The sequence below is a fragment of the Halomonas halophila genome, assembly GCF_030406665.1.
GTDB lineage: Bacteria > Pseudomonadota > Gammaproteobacteria > Pseudomonadales > Halomonadaceae > Halomonas > Halomonas halophila.
This window is the reverse complement of record NZ_CP129121.1, coordinates 1,617,509-1,632,579: the sequence shown is the minus strand read 5'-3', so window position 1 is coordinate 1,632,579 and position 15,071 is coordinate 1,617,509. Positions and strand designations below refer to the sequence as shown.

The 15,071-nt window shown below is 68.9% G+C and carries 16 protein-coding genes and 1 pseudogene; 3 read left to right on the top strand and 14 right to left on the bottom strand.

The features are described 5' to 3' along the window. Nucleotides 1–4: 4 nt before the first annotated feature. Nucleotides 5–706, bottom strand: coding sequence for a DnaA regulatory inactivator Hda (hda, locus tag QWG60_RS07490; protein ID WP_046080267.1), 702 nt, complete (start codon nt 704–706; stop codon nt 5–7). Beyond that, nucleotides 703–1,779: an AI-2E family transporter gene (locus QWG60_RS07485; protein ID WP_046080266.1), complete on the bottom strand. Its 1,077-nt coding sequence runs from the start codon at nt 1,777–1,779 to the stop codon at nt 703–705. The genes hda and QWG60_RS07485 overlap by 4 nt, the downstream gene beginning before the upstream one ends. A gap of 141 nt (nt 1,780–1,920) precedes the next feature. Here QWG60_RS07485 and purM point away from each other — a divergent pair, with 141 nt between their 5' ends. Continuing rightward, complete coding sequence (gene purM / locus QWG60_RS07480; RefSeq protein WP_046080265.1) at nt 1,921–2,994, top strand: phosphoribosylformylglycinamidine cyclo-ligase; 1,074 nt, start codon at nt 1,921–1,923, stop codon at nt 2,992–2,994. Then, on the top strand, nt 2,991–3,737 hold the full coding sequence (gene purN / locus QWG60_RS07475) for a phosphoribosylglycinamide formyltransferase (RefSeq protein WP_046080264.1): 747 nt from the start codon (nt 2,991–2,993) through the stop codon (nt 3,735–3,737). Before purM ends, purN begins: the two co-directional genes overlap by 4 nt. 127 nt (nt 3,738–3,864) lie before the next feature. On the opposite strand, the gene dcd is transcribed toward purN, so the two are convergent. Together dcd and apbC are read right to left on the bottom strand one after the other, a co-directional pair. Further along, a complete protein-coding gene (gene dcd / locus QWG60_RS07470) occupies nt 3,865–4,431 on the bottom strand; it encodes a dCTP deaminase (RefSeq protein ID WP_016854669.1) in 567 nt (188 codons plus the stop codon). A gap of 91 nt (nt 4,432–4,522) precedes the next feature. Beyond that, nucleotides 4,523–5,326: an iron-sulfur cluster carrier protein ApbC gene (gene apbC, locus QWG60_RS07465; RefSeq protein ID WP_237022392.1), complete on the bottom strand. Its 804-nt coding sequence runs from the start codon at nt 5,324–5,326 to the stop codon at nt 4,523–4,525. 304 nt (nt 5,327–5,630) lie between these two features. On the opposite strand from apbC, the gene QWG60_RS07460 reads away from it, so the two are divergent. Further along, entirely contained in the window at nt 5,631–6,563 is a 933-nt protein-coding gene (locus QWG60_RS07460; protein WP_046080263.1) for a YihY/virulence factor BrkB family protein, read from the top strand. Between the two features lie 33 nt (nt 6,564–6,596). Here the strand turns inward: QWG60_RS07460 and QWG60_RS07455 are convergent, their stop codons facing one another. The 10 genes and pseudogenes from QWG60_RS07455 to QWG60_RS07410 form a co-directional block, all read right to left on the bottom strand. Next, the gene (locus QWG60_RS07455) at nt 6,597–6,824 is read right to left on the bottom strand and encodes a lipopolysaccharide assembly protein LapA domain-containing protein (RefSeq protein WP_107182012.1); all 228 of its coding nucleotides are present in this window, start codon (nt 6,822–6,824) and stop codon (nt 6,597–6,599) included. An 89-nt stretch (nt 6,825–6,913) separates the two neighbouring features. Further along, a complete protein-coding gene (locus tag QWG60_RS07450; RefSeq protein WP_146908255.1) occupies nt 6,914–8,338 on the bottom strand; it encodes a phospholipase D family protein in 1,425 nt (474 codons plus the stop codon). 156 nt (nt 8,339–8,494) lie between these two features. Then, entirely contained in the window at nt 8,495–9,088 is a 594-nt protein-coding gene (locus QWG60_RS07445; RefSeq protein WP_046080261.1) for a HupE/UreJ family protein, read from the bottom strand. A 247-nt stretch (nt 9,089–9,335) separates the two neighbouring features. After that, nucleotides 9,336–9,971, bottom strand: a complete 636-nt coding sequence (gene ureG, locus QWG60_RS07440) for an urease accessory protein UreG (RefSeq protein ID WP_046080260.1) — start codon at nt 9,969–9,971, stop codon at nt 9,336–9,338. A gap of 226 nt (nt 9,972–10,197) precedes the next feature. Further along, on the bottom strand, nt 10,198–10,881 hold the full coding sequence (locus tag QWG60_RS07435; RefSeq protein ID WP_186810057.1) for an urease accessory protein UreF: 684 nt from the start codon (nt 10,879–10,881) through the stop codon (nt 10,198–10,200). Next, nucleotides 10,871–11,386 (bottom strand): urease accessory protein UreE, encoded by a 516-nt coding sequence (gene ureE / locus QWG60_RS07430; protein WP_107182014.1) that lies wholly within the window; start codon nt 11,384–11,386, stop codon nt 10,871–10,873. Before ureE ends, QWG60_RS07435 begins: the two co-directional genes overlap by 11 nt. 10 nt (nt 11,387–11,396) lie before the next feature. Further along, complete coding sequence (gene ureC, locus QWG60_RS07425) at nt 11,397–13,130, bottom strand: urease subunit alpha (RefSeq protein WP_146908249.1); 1,734 nt, start codon at nt 13,128–13,130, stop codon at nt 11,397–11,399. 122 nt (nt 13,131–13,252) lie between these two features. After that, a pseudogene (locus QWG60_RS07420) lies at nt 13,253–13,555 on the bottom strand (urease subunit beta); the annotation flags it as partial. A 65-nt stretch (nt 13,556–13,620) separates the two neighbouring features. Further along, complete coding sequence (ureA, locus tag QWG60_RS07415) at nt 13,621–13,923, bottom strand: urease subunit gamma (RefSeq protein ID WP_035595980.1); 303 nt, start codon at nt 13,921–13,923, stop codon at nt 13,621–13,623. Nucleotides 13,924–14,083: 160 nt separating this feature from the next. Beyond that, nucleotides 14,084–14,989 carry an urease accessory protein UreD gene (locus QWG60_RS07410; RefSeq protein WP_107182016.1) on the bottom strand — a complete coding sequence of 302 codons (906 nt, stop codon included), beginning with the start codon at nt 14,987–14,989 and terminating at the stop codon, nt 14,084–14,086. Nucleotides 14,990–15,071 lie beyond the last annotated feature (82 nt).

The following is a 15,071-nucleotide window of genomic DNA, read 5'->3' as shown; positions in this document are numbered from 1 at the left end:
CCTGCTACCAGCCCAGCGCCTGCTTGACGAAGGGAATGGTCAGCTTGCGCTGGGCGGAGAGCGAGGCGCGATCGAGAGTTTCCAGGGCATCGAACAGCGCTTCCAGCCTGCGCGGCCCGCGATGGAGGATGTAGCGCGCCACCTCATCCGGCAGCTGCATGCCGCGCACCCGAGCCCGCAGCTGCAGGGCGGTCAGGCGGTCGTCGTCGCCCAGCCCCTGTACGTGGAAGGTCATACCCCAGGTCAGCCGTGAGGCCAGGTCGGGCAGCTTGACCGCCAGCTGACGCGGTGGCGCCTCGGCGGCGATCACCAGCCGCTTGCCCGCGTCACGCAGGCGATTGAAGGCGTGGAACAGTGCCTCTTCCCAGCGCTTGCGCCCCACCACGCGCTCCAGGTCATCGATGGCGACCAGATCGAGACGTTCCACTTCCTCCAGCATCAGCGGCGGAAAATGGCCGAGCTCCTCCAGCGGCAGGTAAAGCGCGCGACGGTCGCGGTCCGAGGCGGCGTGACAGGCGGCCTGCAACAGGTGACTGCGACCCACGCCCTCGCCGCCCCACAGGTACAGGAAGGGCTCGCCGTCGTCGTCCAGCTGCCGCGTCAGGTGATCGACCAGGGTGGCACTGGGGCCGGGGTGGAAGTTGGCGAAGGTGGCGTCGTCACGCAGCCCCACGCCCAGCGGGAGCTGCGCGGGTGATCGACTCATGGTGACTCCTCGTCCTGGGGGCCGCGTCCCGCATCGTAAAGTGTGCTGTTTTTATAATGCTCGTGAAGATAACGCAACACCACCATCACCACGGCGGCCACCGGCAGCGCCAGCAGGATGCCGGTGAAGCCGAACAGCTGGCCGCCGGCCAGCACGGCGAAGATCACCGCCACCGGGTGCAGGCCGATCTTGTCGCCCAGCAGCTTGGGCTGCAGCACCGTGCTCTCGACCAGCTGGCCGAAGCCGAAGACCCCGGCCACGGCGAGCAGCATCAGCCAGTCGCCGAACTGGAAGAAGGCCACCAGGCCAGCGACGCTGATGCCGACGATCACGCCCAGGTAGGGCACGATGCTGGCCAGTCCCGACAGCAGGCCGACCAGCAGGCCGAACTTGAGCCCCAGCAGGGTCAGGCCGACGGCGTAGATGACGCCCAGGCACAGCATCACGATCAGCTGGCCGCGCAGGAAGGCCGACAGCACCTCGTCGCACTCGTGGCCCAGGCGCGCCGCCGCCGGCTCCCACTGGCGCGGTAGCGAACCGCGCAGCTTGGCCACCAGCACGTCCCAGTCGAGCAGCAGGTAGAAGGTCACCACCGGGATCAGCGCCAGGTTGCCGATCCAGGCCGCCAGCGCCAGCCCCGATTTCGAGGCCTTGGCCAGCAGGGTCGCGGCCACGGTGCCGGTTTCGCGCCAGTTGTCGAGCAACGCCCGACGCAGCTGGTCGAAATCGGTGCCCAGGTCGATGCCCGTGAGTTCGCGGAACTCGGGCAGCACCGTGACCTGCACCCAGTCCAGGGCCGCCGGCAGCAGCTGGGCCAGCTGGCCGATCTGACGCCCCAGCAGCGGAATCACCAGCAGCAGCGTCAGCACGATGATCAGCGTCAGCAGCAGGAACACCAGCGACACCGCCAGTCGCCGCGACAGCCCCTTCTCTTCCAGCCGGTCGGCCAGCGGGTCGCCAAGATAGGCCAGCACCATGCTGACGAAGAACGGCATCAGCACCGGCTCGATGCTGATGAAGAACCACAGCCCCAGCGCCGCCGTAACGGCCAGGACCCACCCCTGTCTGCGCATCTCGCTCTCCCTGTGTGATGCCCGGCACGGCGGTGCGAGCTGTGCGTCGTGATGCTACAATTCACGCCCCATCTTGCCCAGCCCGGCGGCGCCGACAGCGTCGCGGGCCTCATTGACCGCAATGTTCATACAGGACAGGCCATGACCGATTCCACCAACCGCCCGAGCGGCGCCTCCCTCAGCTACAAGGACGCCGGCGTCGATATCGATGCCGGCAATGCGCTGGTCGACCGCATCAAGGGCGTCGCCAAGCGTACCAGCCGTCCCGAGGTGATGGGCGGCCTGGGCGGCTTCGGCGCCCTGTGCCAACTGCCCAGCGGCTATCGCGAGCCGGTATTGGTCACCGGCACCGATGGCGTGGGCACCAAGCTGCGCCTGGCCATGGACCTGGGTCGACACGACAGCATCGGCATCGACCTGGTGGCGATGTGCGTCAACGACCTGGTGGTGGCCGGCGCCGAACCGCTGATGTTTCTCGACTACTATGCCACGGGCAAGCTCGATGTGGACATCGCCGCCGACGTGGTGACCGGCATCGGCACCGGCTGCGAGCAGGCCGGCTGCGCCCTGGTGGGCGGCGAGACCGCCGAGATGCCCGGCATGTACGAGGGCAACGACTACGACCTGGCCGGCTTCTGCGTCGGCGTGGTGGAGAAGGACGAGATCCTCGACGGCAGTCAGGTCGCCGAGGGCGACGTGCTGCTGGGCATGGCTTCCTCCGGCCCCCACTCCAACGGCTACTCGCTGATCCGCAAGATCCTCGAGGTCTCCGGGGCCTCCCTGGACACCGCCATCGACGGCAAGCCGCTGGGCGAGGCGCTGCTCGCGCCGACGCGCATCTACGTCAAGCCGCTGCTGTCGCTGATCAAGGAAACCGACGTGCCGGTGCACGCCCTGTCGCACATCACCGGCGGCGGCCTGACCGAGAACCTGCCGCGGGTGCTGCCCGAGGGCGCCGCCGCCCGCGTCGACGTGGCCAGCTGGGAGCGCCCGGCGGTGTTCGACTGGCTGCAGCAGCAGGGCAACGTCGAGGAGAACGAGATGTACCGCGTGCTCAACTGCGGCATCGGCATGGTCATCGCGGTGCCGGCCGACAAGGCCGACCAGGCCCGCGCCCACCTGCAGGGCCTCGGTGAAACGGTCTACCGCATCGGCGAGATCGTCGCCCGCGGAGACGACGAGGAGGTCGTCCAGCTGGAGAACCTGAAGGGATGAGCGAGAGCGACTACAGCAGCGACACCCTGCAGGACTTCACCCCCGAGCCCGCCGAGGCGCGTCGGGTGGTGGTGCTGATCTCCGGCAACGGCAGCAACCTCCAGGCGCTGATCGACGAGCAGGTCCACGACCGCCTGGGCGGCGAGATCGTCGCGGTGATCTCCAACCAGGCCGATGCCTATGGCCTGCAGCGCGCCCGCGAGGCCGGCATCGACGCCGTCGCCCTGCCCCACCGCGAGTACGAGAACCGCGAGGCCTACGACGGCGCCCTGATCAAGGTCATCGAGCGCCACGAGCCCGACCTGGTGGTGCTGGCCGGCTTCATGCGCATCCTGACGCCGCGCTTCGTGCAGCGCTTCCTGGGGCGGCTGATCAACATCCATCCCTCGCTGCTGCCGGCCTACCAGGGCCTGCACACCCACGCCCGGGCGCTGGCCGACGGCGTCGCCGAGCACGGCTGCAGCGTGCACTACGTCACCGAGGAGCTCGACGGCGGCCCGGTGCTGCTCCAGGCGGCGGTCGAGGTGGCCGACGGCGAGACCGAGGAAAGCCTCAAGGAGAAGGTCCACGCCCGCGAACACCTGATCTACCCGATCGCCGTGAAGTGGTGCCTGGAAGGTCGCCTGCAGTTCGGCGACGGTGGCGCCCGCTTCGACGGCATGCCGCTGCCGGAACAGGGCCTACGCATGTCCCACGCCGACGCGGCCGAGGAACTGGACGAGGATATCGAAGACGAGGAGTAAGCTCGCGCTTCTCCCGGGCCAGACACAAGACAGCCCCGCCGGTTCGCCGGCGGGGCTGTCTTGTTTTCGAGGCGGTATCGCAATCCCGAAAAGCCGACAATTTGCGCAGCCGCCAATCGACGCTTTCTCAGGTTCGCGGCAGGGTCACACCTCGCTGCCCCATGTACTTGCCGCCGCGGTCCTTGTAGGAGGTCGCGCAGACCTCGTCGGATTCCAGGAACAGCATCTGGGCCACGCCCTCGTTGGCGTAGATCTTGGCCGGCAGGTTGGTGGTGTTGGAGAACTCCAGGGTCACGTGCCCTTCCCACTCCGGCTCCAGCGGCGTGACGTTGACGATGATGCCGCAGCGGGCATAGGTCGACTTGCCGAGGCAGATGGTCAGCACGCTGCGCGGAATGCGGAAGTACTCCACGGTGCGCGCCAGGGCGAAGGAGTTGGGCGGAATCACGCAGACGTCACCCTTAACGTCGACGAAACTGTTATCGTCGAAGCCCTTGGGGTCCACCACCGCCGAGTGGATGTTGGTGAACACCTTGAACTCGTCGGCGCAGCGCACGTCGTAGCCGTAGCTGGACGTCCCGTAGGAGATCACCCGCCGGTCGTTCACATAGCGCACCTGGTCGGCCTCGAAAGGCTCGATCATGCCTTCCCGCTCGGCCATGCGGCGGATCCAGTGGTCGGATTTGATGCTCATGGGTCGTCCTGCTGGGTGGAATCGAAACGAATAGGGGCCGCCATGATAGCGGCCCCGGGAGCGGGCGTCACGGTTCTCGCCGCCGGCGGCCTCAGTCGCTGAACGAGATCGCCGGGCCGGCGTCGGGCGAGGCGCCCTCGAGCTGCTCGGCTACCTGACGGGCCATGGCACGGAAGCTGGCAGTGATCTCGCCGTCCGGCTCGGCGACCACGGTGGGTTCGCCGCCGTCGGCCTGCTCGCGGATCGCAAGCGTCAGCGGCAGCTGGCCCAGCACGCGGGTGTCGTATTCCCCGGCAATGCGCTCGCCGCCGCCCTCGCCGAAGATCGGCTCGCTGTGACCGCAGTTCGAGCAGACGTGCAGGCTCATGTTCTCCACCACGCCGAACACCGGCACGTTGACCTTGCGGAACATCTCGATGCCCTTGCGCGCATCCAGCAGCGCGATGTCCTGGGGCGTGGTGACGATCACCGCGCCGTCCACCGGCACCTTCTGGGCCAGCGTCAGCTGGATGTCGCCGGTGCCCGGCGGCATGTCGACGAACAGCACGTCCAGGTCGTCCCACACGGTCTGGGTCAGCAGCTGCTGGAAGGCGCCGGCGACCATCGGGCCGCGCCAGACGGTGGGCTCGCGGGTATCGATCAGAAACGCCATGGACATCACCTGCAGGCCGTGGGCCCGCATCGGCTTCATGGTCTTCTCGCCCGCCGCTTCGGGGCGTGCGCCCTCGGCCACGCCGAGCATCTTGGCCTGGCTGGGGCCGTGGATATCGGCGTCCAGAACGCCCACGCGATAGCCCTCGGCGGCCATGGCCAGCGCCAGGTTGGCGGTGACGGTGGACTTGCCCACGCCACCCTTGCCGGACGCCACGGCGACGATGTGCTTGACCCCTTCGATCACGACTTGCTCCTTACCTCGGTTGGGATGGCCGCCCGGGCGGCTCAGGCCATCAGTATACCCGCCGTCCCGGCGGCCGGTGAATGCCATCACGCTGCCCGGAAACGACAGACAGGATCACCCGCCGTTGACAGGTCTACGAGGGGTGCTGTGAACCCATCCATGGGCGCTAACGTTTGCCATCCCTGGCAAAAACCCCCTCAACGACCTGTCTTCGGCACCGGTCCGCCGGCCGCGGCGGGATTGACGCCAACGCCGTCGAGCGGCCTATCATGCCGTCAGACTTCCTCGACCCGGCCCCGCCATGACACCGCCTCCCGCCAGCGCCCCCTCGTCGTCTCGCCATTTTCGCCACAGCCGGCGGGTACTGAGCTTCGTATGGCGCGTGCTCGGCGCCTTCCTGCGCAATCGCGGCATCCTGCTGGCCGGCGGCGTGGGCTACAACATCCTGCTGTCGGTGGTGCCGCTGTTCGCGGTGATGGTGGTCCTGCTCGCGCGGGTGGTCGACGAGCAGCAGCTGCTCACCCTGCTGGCCATCCAGGCGCGCCACCTGACGCCCGCCCACGCCGAGGTGCTGCTGGACGCCGTGCGCTCGCTGCTCGACTCGCGCGAGGCGATCGGCGTGCTGGGCCTGCCGGTGCTGCTGGTGTTCAGCTCCTTCGCCTTTCGCATGCTGGAGGACGCCCTGGCGATCATCTTCCACGCCCCGGACGCCCACGTCGGGCGCTCGGCCTGGGTCTCGGTGCTGATGCCCTACGCCTTCATGGTGGTGCTGGGCGCGGGGCTGATGGGCCTGACGCTGCTGGTCAGCTTGGCGGATGCGGTCAATACGCTGTGGATGGCGCTGCTGGGCAGGGAGCTGCCCCTGGCGGGGCTCTCGAACACGGCGCTGAACCTGACCAGCTTCGCCGGCGTGTTCCTGCTGTTCAGCGCCATCTACAAAGTGATGCCGGTGGTCAAGGTGGCGCTCAGGCGCGCCCTGGTGGGCGGCTTCGTCGCCGCCCTGCTGTGGGAGGGCGCCCGCCTGCTGCTGGTCTATTACTTCGCCCACCTGTCGTTCGTCAACGCCGTCTACGGCTCGCTGGCGACGCTGATCGTGGTGCTGCTGACCCTGGAAGTGGGCGCCATCATCCTGCTGCTCGGCGCCCAGGTGATCGCCGAGCTGGAGCGTAACGCCCGCCTGGGCCTGCCGTGGCATCTGGACTCACGGCATCAGGCGGTCACCCACGTCGAGTAGCCGATGACCGCCCGAACCTCCGGCGCCGGTGTCTCAGTGGTGCTTGGCGTGCCCTTGCTGGCCGCGCAGCCGCCTTACCAGCCCCATCAGGCTGCGGCCGCTGACCATGCCCAGCAGGTAGAGGGCCGCGATCAGCAGCGCCAGCGGCATCGAGAAGCTCCAGGTCAGCAGGCGCACCTGGACCAGATTCAGATTCTGCACGATCAATACCACCACCAGCGCCAGCAGCACCAGTTTCACGCCTAGCCAGAACCGTTCCATGCCCTTTCTCCCTTGTCATCTCGGATCGCCCGCAGGCAGCTTAAAGCTGGTCGGCGGCGGCGAGGCTGTCAAAGCCGAATGGCCAACGTTCAGAACGTCGAGAGCCCCGAGGCCTCCATCAGCCGGTAGCGCCAGACATCCACCGCCCCGGCGGCATCAGACTCGTCATAGGGCCGGCTGGTGGTGCGTTCCGGCGTGGAGTGCCAGCGGCGGGTGAAGAACGCCTCGGCGTCGGCCAGCGCCGGCAGGCTGGGCGGGCCCAGCAGCCGCACGCTGGTCTCCAGGTTCAGGTCGTCGAGGTTGCGACGGGTGAAGTTGGCCGAGCCCAGGATCAGCTCGACCTCACTCCCATCGGCGGTCCGGCGCATCAGCAGCTTGGTGTGGCACTGCTCCCCACGAGTCACGCACCAGCGCACCGGAATGCCGGCCGCCGCCAGCTCGTCGGCCACCGGCCGATTCGGAATGCCGCCCTTGTCGAGGCCGAAGGCCTCGCGGTTGGGATCGAGCAGCACCCGCACCTCGACGCCGCGCCGACGCGCCGCGATCAGTGCCTCGATCAGCTCGCGATGGGCCAGATAGAACACCGCCACGTCGAGGTGATCGCCCTCCCCGGCCCGCTCCACGGCGGTGACCAGCGCATCGCGGATCGCGCCCTCGGTCAGCAGCTGCAGGCGAGCGCCAGGCAGGTCGTCCTCGGCGGGCGGCGGCGCGGGGCCGGGCACGGTGACGCCGGACCAGCCCGCCACCGCGCGCTCCGAGGCCAGCAGATCGAGGGCCGCCGCGCCCTCGACGCGCAGCGCCACGTTGCCGTGCAGGCTGCTGGCATCGTGGGGGTTGGCCGAGGTCACGAGCCCTGCCCAGCCTTCGCCCTGGTCCACCACCAGCGTCTTGCGATGGTTGGCCTTGACGTTGGCCAGCGCCAGATAGCTGCGCAGGGTGACGTCTCCCGGCCCCAGCGCATTGGGCAGCCAGCCGGCGGACACCTGATTGCCGAGCCAGCGCGGCCCCAGCTGCCACAGTCCCGACCACAGCGGATTGGAGGCGCGCAGCCGATTCAGATCGGTGATCGCCACCTCCACGCCGGCCTGGCGCAGGCGCTCGAGGTGGTCGAGCTCGAGGCCGCCGTAGAGGGTGTTCAGCGGATCGGTGATCAGGATGGCGCGCAGCTCGGGATGGCGGCGCCGCTGACGGACCAGCGCCTCGGTGAGCTCCGCGGACAGCGGGCGGAAGTCGACCCCGTCGGCCGCCCCGGCGAAGTCGTTGAACAGGAACATGTCGACCACCACCAGGCGCTGCGCCTGGCCGATCATCGCCAGCGCCTCGTCGAAGATCGCCTGGCGGCGATGGCGCTCGCCCGCGGCGTCGTACCAGGTCTCGTCGGTCAGCAGCCGCGGCGATTCGGCCACGCGCAGCGGATGGGCCTGGCCCACGCCCTCCGGCAGCGGCTTGTAGCGCTGCCAGACGCCCATGGCCAGCCACGCCAGCAGCAGCACCCCGAGCCACCATGGCCACATCCGTCGTCTCCCCGTCCCGCTTCTCATGTCGCGCCTCCCTGGCAGCCATCGAGGACACCATCGCCCTCGCTTATCGGCGCCAGCATAGCGCGGGGCTGGCCTCGACGCAGCGCGCCCGGCACGAGGCCGGGCGCGGAGACATCCTGCGGCGTGCGATCAGCCGATGGCGAACAACGCGCCCATGGCGGCGATGGCCGCGCCCAGGCCGCGCAGCACCCGCTGCTCGCGGGTCATCAACCAGCCGGCGACGCGGCGACCGACAACGGTCAGGGCCAGGGTCGCCAGGCTGAAGCCGGCCAGGTACAGCAGGGTGCTGGCCCCGTGCGGCATCTCGGCGGCGTGGGCATGGCCGTGGAAGACCATGAAGGTGACCACGGCAACGCTGCCCAGCGCCGCGGGCACGCGGGCCAGGGCCGCGACCAGCACGCCGGCCAGCAGCACGCTCATGGCGATGCCGAACTCCACGCCCGGCAGCGCCACGCCGCCCCAGGCCAGGCCGGCGCCGAGCAGCATGCCGCCCACCGCGAGCAGCGGCACGAAGCGGCCCATCGAGGCCGACTGACGCACGCTGAACAGGCCGACGGCCAGCATCGCCAGCAGGTGATCGAGGCCAAACAGCGGGTGGCTCAGGCCCGCCGCGAAGCCGCCGCCGGCGACCTCGTGACCGGGATGGGCCCAGGCGCTGCCGGCCACCAGCATCAGGGAAGCGGCGCCCAGGGCGCGCGAGCGAACGAGGGATGAGAGGTTCATGGCGATCTCCTTGCCGTGATAATCAGAGTGGCTTGCAGAAATGACGCTCGTCCGGCGCCAAGACCAGCGAGGGCGCTGTAAACCCTTCCCTGGGTGCTACCGACGCCCTGCGGCGCTTTCGCATCCTGCGCCGCTTGCAGGGCCTGTGCCGGCCATCCATGGCCGGCCCGTTCGGAGCTATGCTCCTCACCCTTGGCGTAGGACCCTCGCTTTGTCTTGTCCCCGACGAACATGGCATTGGTGACGATCAGTCTGCGTCGGCGTGCTGGGGCCGGCGCTCCGGCAGCATGCCGCGGTCGAGGATGAAGGCGATGATCTCCTCGAGCCCCACCCCGTCGTGCAGGTTGGTGAACACGAAGGGCCGCTCGCCGCGCATCATCTTCGCGTCGCGCTCCATCACCGCGAGCGAGGCGTGGACCTGCTCGGCGATGTCGATCTTGTTGATGATCAAGAGATCCGACTTGGTGATGCCCGGACCGCCCTTGCGCGGGATCTTGTCGCCGGCGGAGACGTCGATCACGTAGAGCGTCAGATCCGAGAGCTCGGGGCTGAAGGTCGCCGACAGGTTGTCGCCGCCAGATTCGACCAGCACCAGCTCGAGCTCAGGGTGGCGTGCCTGGAGGTCGTCGATGGCGGCGAGGTTCATCGAGGCGTCCTCGCGGATGGCGGTGTGCGGGCAGCCGCCGGTCTCGACGCCGAGGATACGATCCGCCGGCAGCGCCTCGTGGCGCGTCAGGAAGTCGGCGTCCTCGCGGGTGTAGATATCGTTGGTGACCACGGCGATATCGTAGTGATCACGCAGGGCCCGGCACAGCTGCTTGAGCAACGCCGTCTTGCCGGAGCCCACCGGGCCGCCGACGCCGATACGCAGGCAATGGGTCATATTGTCTCTCCTCTTACTATTACTGAATCGGTTTTCAGTGCCGGCGACGCGCTGGATTCACCACGCCGCGCGGCCGAAACCCTGGCACTCTGGCCGGCCTCTCGCGGTCGGAAAGACGGCACATCCCTATGCCTTGCTTTCCTCGGCCTTCTTCCCTGAAGGCCGACCGCGTTGTCTCGGCCCTCGCGCCAGCGGCCACGCAAGGTGGTTCACCAGCGGTCGCCAGCTAGCTGCGAAAAAGCCGCGAGTACTGGGTCTCGTGCTGGGCGCTGGCCAGCGCCAGGCCGGGCAGCATCGGCCCGAGTGCGTCGTCGTCGCATTCGAGGGCCGCGTCCGTCGCCGCCACCAGCGCCGGGCGCAGGCGCTCGATCAGCCGCTGGGCGGCGGTGTGGCCGAGCGGCAGCGCCTTGCAGGCCACGGCGAGCTGGTTCTCGAGCCAGGCCCAGGCGAAGCCGAGCAGCGCCTGGCGCGGCGTCACGCCCCGGGCCAGCGCCAGCCAGGCGAAGACGCCGACATAGCCCATGCCCTCTAGCCGGTAGGGCTCGTCCGGCGTCAGCCCGAGGCTCGTCACCAGCCGCGTCAAGGCGCTGCCGAGGCGTGCCTCCTCGGCGGCGAGCTCGGCGGTCTCGCGGGTGGCGGCGAGCCAGCCGTTCCAGTGCTCGAGCGCCTCGACGTCGTCCTCGGCCCAGGCCGCCATGAAACGCGCCAGGGCCGGCAGCTCGCAGCGTGCCAAGCCGTCGTCGAGCACGCCTTCCAGCCACTCGCCGAGATCGTCCTCGCCGCACACCCAGTCGAGCTCGAAGGCGCTTTCCAGGCCCTGGGACCAGGCGAAGGCGCCGATCGGCAACGCCGGGCTGACCAGCTGCATCAGCCCCAGCAGCGCCAGGTCGTCGCTCGACTCAGTGGGCATGGTCATGACCGTGATGGTGGCCGTGGTGATGGTGATGCCCCCCCTCCCCGGCGCGTGCATAGGCGCCTGGCTCGGGATCGAAGGGCGCTTCGTGGTGCTCGAGCCGCGCGCCCAGGCGCTCGGCCAGCTCCTCCAGCACGTGATCCGGCGGGAAGCGGACCCAGCCCAGACCGGTAGACCCCGCATCGACATCGGCGCCGATGGCGAGCTGCACGTGGCGGTTACCCAGGTGATAGCTCAGCCGCGCCAGCGGCAGGCCCGACTCGAGGCGCGCGGTAACCACCGGCTCCACGGCGGCCTGGACGCGGATCGTCTGTCCATCCTCGCCGGTCAGCCCGTCGCCGTGGCGCAGCACCGGCCCGCGGTCGAGGAATATCCCGACCTCGCGGCCACCGTCGGAGCTGGCCTTGAAGCGCCCGCGCGTGCGGGTCGCGTAGTCGAGGGTCAGGGTATCGACGGCGGCGCTCTCCTCGATCGGCCCCAGGCGTTCGGTCAATGTCAGCATCGTCACTTCCTTAGAACAGGTGATAGCGCTGGGCCAGGGGCAGCTCGGCCAGCGGCTCGCAGGTCAGGAGTTCACCGTCGCAGCGCACCTCGTAGGTCTGCGGGTCGACGCTGAGCTCCGGGCAGGCATCGTTGAGCTTCATGTCGCCCTTGCGCACCTCGCGCACGTTACGGCACGCCACCAGCTCGCTGTCGAGCCCCAGCCGCTCCTTGATCCCCGCATCCAGCGCCGCCTGGCTGACGAAGGTCACCCGGGTGGCGCTGGCGGCGCGGCCGAAGGCGCCGAACATCGGCCGGTAGTGCACCGGCTGCGGGGTCGGGATCGAGGCGTTGGGATCGCCCATGGGCGCGGCCGCGATCATGCCGCCCTTGAGGATCAGCGCCGGCTTGACGCCGAAGAAGGCCGGGTCCCAGAGCACCAGGTCGGCCAGCTTGCCGACCTCCACCGAGCCCACCTCATGGCCGATGCCGTGGGTGATGGCCGGGTTGATGGTGGTCTTGGCGATATAGCGCTTGGCGCGGAAGTTGTCGGCGCCGAGCGCCTCGTCCTCGGGCAGCAGGCCGCGCTGCAGCTTCATCTTGTGGGCCGTCTGCCAGGTGCGGCAGATCACCTCGCCGACCCGCCCCATGGCCTGGGAGTCCGAGGCGATCATCGAGATCACCCCCAGGTCGTGGAGGATGTCCTCGGCGGCGATGGTCTCGCGACGGATGCGCGAGTCGGCGAAGGCCACGTCCTCGGGGATGTTGGGGTCGAGGTGGTGGCAGACCATCAGCATGTCGAGATGCTCGTCGATGGTGTTAACGGTATAAGGCCGGGTCGGGTTGGTCGACGACGGCAGCACGTAGGGCTTGGCGCAGGCGGTCAGGATGTCCGGCGCGTGGCCGCCGCCGGCGCCCTCGGTGTGATAGGTGTGGATGGCGCGTTCCTTGAACGCCCCCAGGGTGTCCTCGACGAAGCCCGACTCGTTGAGGGTGTCGGTATGGATGGCGATCTGCACATCAAAACGCTCGGCCACCGACAGGCAATTGTCGATGGAGGCCGGCGTGGTGCCCCAGTCCTCGTGCAGCTTAAGCCCCATGGCGCCGGCCTCGAGCTGTGTCTCCAGCGCCTCGGGCAGGCTGGCGTTGCCCTTGCCGAGCAGGCCGATGTTCATCGGCAGGGTGTCGATCGCCTGCAGCATCTTGCCCAGGTGCCAGGCGCCGGGGGTACAGGTGGTGGCATTCGAGCCGGTGGCGGGGCCGGTGCCGCCGCCAAGCATAGTGGTCACGCCGCTGGCCAGCGCCTCCTCCACCTGCTGCGGGCAGATGAAGTGGATATGGGCGTCGATGTGGCCGGCGGTGAGGATCTTGCCCTCGCCCGCGATCACCTCGGTGCCGGGGCCGACGACGATCTCCACGTCGGGCTGGGTGTCGGGGTTGCCGGCCTTGCCGATGGCCGCGATGCGCCCGCCCTGGAGGCCCACGTCGGCCTTGACGATGCCCCACCAGTCGAGGATCAGGGCGTTGGTGATGACGGTGTCCATGACCGCGTCGTCCACGCGCTGGCTCTGGCCCATGCCGTCGCGGATCACCTTGCCGCCGCCGAACTTCACCTCGTCGCCGTAATGGGTCGCGTCACGCTCGACCTCGATCCACAGCTCGGTGTCGCCCAGACGCACGCGGTCGCCCACCGTGGGGCCGTACATGTCCGCATAGGCCTGGCGACTGATCTTGCTGGGGGTGGTGTTGGGCGTGTTATCGGTCATGACGACTCTCCTTGATCGGCATCGCCGGATGACGAAGGACGCGCAGCCTCGGGCGCGGTAGATCGGGTACGCGCGTCGTCAGGCGCGGGAGAGGCATTACGCTCGGCTTCGGGAGCGATAGAAAGCTCACCCATGACGTCGCCACGGAAGCCATAGATGCGCCGATGGCCGACGAACGGGATCAGCGTCACCTCCCGGGACTGGCCGGGCTCGAAGCGGATCGCCGTGCCCGCGGCCACGTCGAGGCGACGCCCGCGCGCCAGGTCCCGATCGAAGACCAGCGCCGGGTTGGCCTCGGCGAAGTGATAGTGGGAACCGATCTGCACCGGGCGGTCGCCGATATTGGCCACCTCGAGGGTGATCCGTTCACGCCCCTCGCAGAGCGCGATCTCGCCGTCCTGAAGCCGATATTCACCGGGAATCATCGATGCTCCCTCTTCGTTATTGGCGGTTATCCCATTGACGAAAAACTGATCGAGTACAGCCAGTTTTAGACGATGGGGTGATGGATGGTGACCAGCTTGGTCCCGTCGGGGAACGTGGCCTCCACCTGCACCTCGTCGACCATCTCGGCCACGCCCTCCATGACGTCGTCGCGTCCGAGGATCTCGCGGCCCGCGCCCATCAGCTCGGCGACGCTCTTGCCATCGCGGGCGCCTTCCATGATCTCGCAGCTGATCAGCGCCACGGCCTCTGGATAGTTCAGCTTCAGGCCACGGTCGCGGCGCCGCTCGGCCAGCAGGCCGGCGGTGAACAGCAGCAGCTTGTCCTTGTCTCTCGGGGTCAGTTCCATCGAGATAGCTCCCAAAGCATGTCGTTTACCTTCAGTGTTCGGACTCTCGCCTGCCAGCTGGAAGAGCGGCGCTCCGCGCCTGGAAGCGTGAAGCCGGAAGAACCCCGATATCTGAAGGCCGGAGACTTCAAGCTTCCCGCTTCGAGCTTCCCGCTCCTCGTCAGGTCAGCCAGATGCGCGGCACGCTGGCCGGCCGCCCCGCCAGCCGCGGGCGCAGCACTTCCCAGGCCCGCTGGCAAAGCGCCCAGGCGACGTTGCGTTCATTGCCCAGGTAGCGCAGCAGCAGCACGCCCTGGCGCACCGTCACCGCCCATTCCCGACTCGCCGGCAGCGCCTCGCGCAGCTCGGCGATCACGTCCGCCTCGTCATCGAGCCCCACCGCCCACAGCGTCGCCTGTACCCTGGCGCCCCCCTGCCCCCAGGCGCCGCGGAAGCGACGATGGGTCGGATCCAGCACCTGGCGTTCGCACCATAGCGGGCGCCCCTCGCGGGTCAGGCGAAAACGCTGCTCGATGACGCCGGAGACATAGGGCAGCCGGCTTGCCGGCCGGCCCAGGGCCAGCACCTCCCAGCCCAGGCAGCGCGCCCCGCCGGCCAGCTCGATGTCGGTGACCTGGCTGCCCTTCGAGCCGTCGAAGGCAATGGTCTCCTGGGGCAGCCACTCCAGCAGCGCGTCCTCGGCCACGGCGAGCCGGGTGTGCTGATGCCAGCGCACGCCCTGGCTGTCGGCACGGTAGAGCTTGTTGGCCGCCGGCGTGGTGAGCAGCGCCTGGGCCCCGGGCGCGAGCCGGGCCTCGATGGCGAGCTCGTCGCCGCTGACCAGTCCGCCGGGCGGATGCAGCAGATAGACGTGGCAGGCGCCTGGCCGACCCGCTTCGTCGGGGGCCTCCGGATAGAAGGGGCGCTGCACGCGCAACGGGCCCTGATGGCGGGCCTTGAGCATGCGGGTATGGCCATCGTCGCGGGCATCGAAGGCCAGCGACAGCGACGCCGCCCAGCGTCGCTCGCCGTCGAAGCGGTGGCCCGACTCGGCGGGCGACGGTAGGGCACGCGGAATGGCGGTCATCGACGGGTCCTGTCGGTCAGGTGGCTGATGGCAGACCTGCAGCAAGTGACGTACCAAACTGGTGAATTAACCAATAAATCAT